Genomic DNA, 5,501 nt, shown 5'->3' on the forward strand with positions numbered 1-5,501 from the left:
ATTTTAGATAAAATAACACCAGTTTTCCATTATAATGGTTTTGCTTATGATTTGTCAGATGAGCAAAATAGGGAATTTTTACCAATAAAGCCCAATACAAAGAAATACTAGTACTTTCTAATAGTATGTTAAATGATTGGAATGATGGGAACAGAATTACAATTGATGGTTTTTTACAAAAATCCCAAGTTTGGCAAAATGTAAGACAACCCTACTTAAAATTACCATCAAACACCCACAGGTGTTGTTGGTGTTGCAGGTTGGGAGTAATGAAGGGCTGTGATATTGTGTTTGGGCAAAATATGGTATAATGAGCTTATCTGATTTTGGGCAAATGGAGTGGGTTTTGTGTTATTTGTATCTCTATTTGTATCTCTCAAAATTCAATCAAAAATAAAACCTTAATTATCAAATAGTTATAAGATATGTTCACAGACACACACGCCCATTTAACTTACCTAGAAGACTACCAACACAACAAATCCGCCTTGCTTGCCAACCTGAAACAAATGCAAGTGAGCCGTATTATGGCAATTTGTTGCAATTTTGATGAAATTTTTGATATTAAAGATTGGGTTAATTTATCCAATAACGACATTAACATCGGTATGAGCATTGGCTTACACCCTTGCCAAGAAAAGACGGTATTACAGGCGGTTAGCGTTGATGATTTTATTCGCCTAAATGATGATAAGGTTTGGGCATTGGGCGAGACAGGCTTAGACTATCATTGGGACGAGAGCAAAAAGCGTGAACAAAAACACAGCTTTGCCACTCATATTCACGCAAGTAAAATGCTCAAAAAACCCATCATCGTCCATACCCGAAACGCCTATCACGACACGCTTGACCTACTAAAAGCAGAAAAATGCGAACACGGCATTATCCACTGTTTTACCGAAGATTACCAGTTTGCCAAAACTTGCCTTGATATGGGGCTTTATATTTCCTTTTCTGGCATTGTCAGTTTTAAAAAGTCGGTGGAACTGCAAGAGGTTGCCAAAAAATTGCCCCTTGACCGTATTCTCATTGAAACCGACAGCCCCTATCTTGCCCCTGTGCCAAAGCGTGGCAAAGTCAATGAACCCTCCTATGTGCCTTATGTTGCTAAGGCTTTGGCGGATATTTTTGGCAAATCAGCACAGGAAATTGGGCAAATAACCAGTACCAATTTTGATACTTTGCTTGGTCAATATGCACCGTGTTAAGTGTTGTTATGAAAATAACCTAATATCAATACGGTGGTTTGTCCAATCATATTGACTCAATGAAATGTTGAACATTATCAAATCAAAGATAAGATTGTGTTGATTTAAAATACACAAAAATTTAATGAGTAACCATAATGTCTAATCACAAAAAACCTATTTTTCAACGCACTGCGATTGCCTCTTTAATTTCTGTAATGGCTTCGGCAGGTCAGGCCGCCACCGTAACCGACACCATAGATTACCAATATTTTAGGGATTTTGCCGAAAACAAAGGCAAATTTGCGGTGGGAGCAAGCAATATTGAAGTGATTGATAAAAAAGGCGTTTCTCGTGGCACATTGTTTGCCGATGGCACGCCCATGCCCGATTGGTCAATGACTTCCAGCAACAACGGCGTGGCACATTTGATAGACCCACAATACATTGCCAGCGTCAAACACAATTCAGGTTACACATTGGTACAATTTGGCGAAACCCAGCTCAATCGCCACCCAGAAGCCAATTTCAATTATTTGCTGGTGGACAGAAACAACAAACCCGCCAGTGGCGACAACGGCAAAGAAACCGACCGAGACGATTACCACATTCCCCGTTTGCACAAATTGGTTACCGAAACCGCCACCATTCCCGTGTTGCGTGTTGATGATTGGAAAGTGTTGCAAGACCGCAAACGCTTTCCGCATATTGTTCGCAACGGGGCAGGCGCACATTGGCTTCGCCCCAGCGAAGGCGATGACACGCATTTGGCAGACCCTTACGCCTATTTGATTGGCGGCAATATTATGAATGGCATCAATGTGCAAAACAATGGCGTGCTGCACATCGGTTCGCCCAATCGCCAAGATGCGGTCAATACCAGCAGTTATGGACCTTTGCCAACCATTACGGTGGGGGGCGATAGCGGTTCGCCAGTTTTGGCTTACGATGCCGAACAACAACAATGGGTTGCCATTGCCGTTCATCGTGCTGGCAACCGTGCCAATGGCAACTGGGTGGTGTTACATCAAAATGATTTTATTGATGAAAAAATCAAAGAAGACCACATCACCATTGACAATAAAGTCAAAGATGCACGCATTAACTGGCTTGCCAATGGCAAAACTTCCACCATTACCAGTCCACACGACACGAATTTGCGTCAAACGGTCAATTTGCGTGATGAAAGTTTAGCCAATCCCAATGATGTGCGTTCTCACCCTGATTTAAATCACGGACAAAGCATTCATTTTACAGGCGAATCGGCAACTTTGCGTTTGGGTGGCGACATTCATCAAGGGGCTGGGGCGTTGCATTTTCACAATAATATGACGGTCATCGGTTCACGCCACAATGCCACTTGGCTGGGGGCTGGCGTGAATGTTGCCCAAGATAAAACGGTGGATTGGCAAGTGCATAATCCACAAGGCGACCGTTTGTCCAAAATTGGGCAAGGAACGCTTAATGTATCGGGTTCTGGCGAAAATTTGGGCGACATCAGTGTGGGCGATGGCACGGTGTTGCTCAATCAAAAGGCGGATTCATCGGGCAAAAAACAGGCATTTAATCAAGTGCATATTACCAGTGGTCGTGGTACGGTGGTGCTGGGCGACAGTCAGCAAGTCAATCCCGACAAAATCGTGTTTGGCTACCGTGGTGGGCGATTGGATTTGAATGGCAACGACATTCATTTTAATCAAATCAGAAATGTGGACGCTGGTGGTAAAATCGTCAATCACAATGCCAATCAAAAAGCGACTGTGTTGCTGACCCCTTCGCTGACTTTGCCGATGATTACCGACCCAAGCCAAGTGGTGTTTGAAACCAATCGCAGCCCAACTCATCAGCCGATTGGTTTGTACAAAAACACTTATCCAGATGGGCATATTGATTATTATTTGTTGAAAGAAGGGGCGGTGCCGTCTGCATTTTTGCCCAATAGTAAGGGGGCAAGCACGGGCGCGTGGGAATTTATTGCAGGCAACCGTGATGAGGCGATTAGAATCTATACGGAACGCGAAAACAAACGCCGTGCCAATCTTGCCAATCACATTTATCAGGGGCAGCTTGGCGAAAATACCACACAAAATCCACAACTTACCAATGGCGAAATGGATTTTGTGTACCGTCCCAACCACGATACGGGCGTGTTTGTGTTGTCGGGCGATGTGCATTTAAATGGCAATGTGAGTGTGGAAAATGGTAAGGTGTTGCTGTCTGGAACGCCTGTGCCACACGCTTATAATCATCAGAAAAAACAAGATGTTGTATTGGACGATGAATGGATAAATCGCCAATTTATCGCCAAAACATTTGAAATTAAAAACAATGCCACGCTTGCCACCAGTCGCAATGTTGCCCAAATGTCGGGTAATGTGCTGGCTAGCCAAAATGCGGTGGTGCAATTGGGAGCGGTGAGTGGCGAAACGGAAAATTGCTATCGTTCTGATTATACTGGAAAAGTGTATTGTGATAAGTCGGCGGTTGCCGAGGTCAATCAGGTGAAATTGAAAGTGGCTGGCGATGTGAAAGTAACCGACAACGCCCACGCCAGTGTGCATAATGCCCAAATTTTGGGGGCGATGAATGCCCATCAACAAGCCAAAATTACCTTAAAAAACAACGCTGACATACCCACAGGCATTGTTTTGCACGACCAAAGCCAACTGCATTTGAATAATACGCAAACGCCTTTGACGGTAAGCGTTTCAGGCAGCCGAAAAAGTCAAATGGTCTTGCACGAAAACAGCCATTGGCAAATGCCAAACAGCACGCAAATTGGGCATTTGGACGGCAAATCAGGCAGCCAAATTACGCTCAATGCCAGCCCAACACCCAGCACGCCAAGTGAATTTAAACAACTGATTTTAAATGGCGATTTATCTGGCAACATCCAATTTAATCATTTGACCGATTTGGCACAAGGCAAAGCCGACACCTTGACGGTACACGGCTATGCCACAGGTTCGCACACCTTGTCGGTGCAAAACACAGGGGCGGAGGCTCAGGTTGCCGAGCTGGATTTGGTGGCATTAAAACACGGTGGACAACGCCAAGAAGATGTTGATTTTCAATTAAAAAATGGCTTTGTGGACGCTGGTGCGTGGCGTTATACCTTAAAAAATGACCCCACACATCGCTATTATTTGTTTAATGAAAAAAAATCGGGCGAAATCCAAGCCAAAAAAGAGGCTGATGCCAAAAAAGCCGAAGCCGATGCCCAAAAAGCCAAACAGGATTTATTGGACGCCATAGAAGCCCGCAAGCAAGCCGAAGAGGCATTAAAACAATTGCAAGCCAACATAGGGGCGAATGCCAACGATTTGGCAATCTTGCAACAACAAGCCGATGATGCCAAAAAATTGGCACAGCAAGCCCGTGCCGAAAAAGAAAAAGCCGAAAATGAATTGGCAAACATTCGTCAGCAATTAAGCGATGCACAAACGGCGAAAAATCAAGCTGATGGCGAAAAAGCCTTGGCACAGCAAAATTTACAGGCAGCCTTGGACACCAAAAAAGAACTTGAAAATCAATTAACACAGGCAATGCTTGACAAAAATCAAGCCGAACAAGCCAAAAATCAGGCTCAAAGCGATTTGCAAAAAGCCATTGATGATAAAAATCAAGCGGATACGGCTCGCACCCAAGCCCAAACCGCCTTGCAAAATGCCCTAGACGCACAAAAGCAAGCCGAAAGCGAAAAACAACAAGTTCAAACCGAGTTAGCCAACATCAATCGCCAAAAACAAGAGTTGGAACAACAACTTGGGCAATTAAACGACACACAAACCGCCCAACAGCAAAATATGACCCAATTGCGTGAGCGTTTGGATTTGCTCAATCAACAGTTAAGCGACAAACAAAAAGCCTTGACCGATGCCCTGATTGCCGAAGATTTGGCAAAACAGGCTCAAAACCACGCTGAAACTTTAAAAATTCAGGCAGAACAACAGCTTAATCAAGCCAATGCGGATTTGCTGCTTGCCAATCGTTTGAAAGACGAAGCCAACGCCAAAGCCACACAAGCCGAGCAGAACACACAATCGCTGACACAACAGCTTAACCAAGCACAGGTTCAGTTAAGCCAAGCCAATGCCGATAAAGCCAATGCCGAGCAAAAACAGCAAGAGGCGGAATTGGCACGCCAAAATGCCGAAAAAATTCAACAAGATTTGCAACGCATTCAAGCCAATCAAGCCCAAGCCTTGCAAGATGCCCAAAATGCACAGAAATTGGCAGAAGATGAAGCAAAAAAACAAGCCGAATTGGTAAAACAAGCACAGGCGGATAAATTAAAAGCCGAAGAAGACAAAG

The 5,501-nt window shown here is 44.1% G+C and carries 2 protein-coding genes; both read left to right on the plus strand.

What is annotated here, in order from left to right; genetic code table 11:
- The first annotated feature begins 425 nt into the window (after positions 1 to 425).
- Positions 426 to 1,208, plus strand: coding sequence for a TatD family hydrolase (locus MOB01S_RS11680; protein WP_066805694.1), 783 nt, complete (start codon positions 426 to 428; stop codon positions 1,206 to 1,208).
- A gap of 137 nt (positions 1,209 to 1,345) precedes the next feature.
- The coding region (locus MOB01S_RS11685) for a S6 family peptidase (protein ID WP_066805697.1) at positions 1,346 to 5,501 on the plus strand (4,156 nt) is incomplete at its 3' end.

This window comes from Moraxella oblonga NBRC 102422, from assembly GCF_001598275.1.
Classification (GTDB): Bacteria; Pseudomonadota; Gammaproteobacteria; order Pseudomonadales; family Moraxellaceae; genus Moraxella; species Moraxella oblonga.

Excerpts from the sequence above, each read along its gene's own strand:
- MOB01S_RS11680 (WP_066805694.1), top strand. The coding sequence starts at position 426 with ATGTTCACAGACACACACGCCCATTTAACTTACCTAGAAGACTACCAA.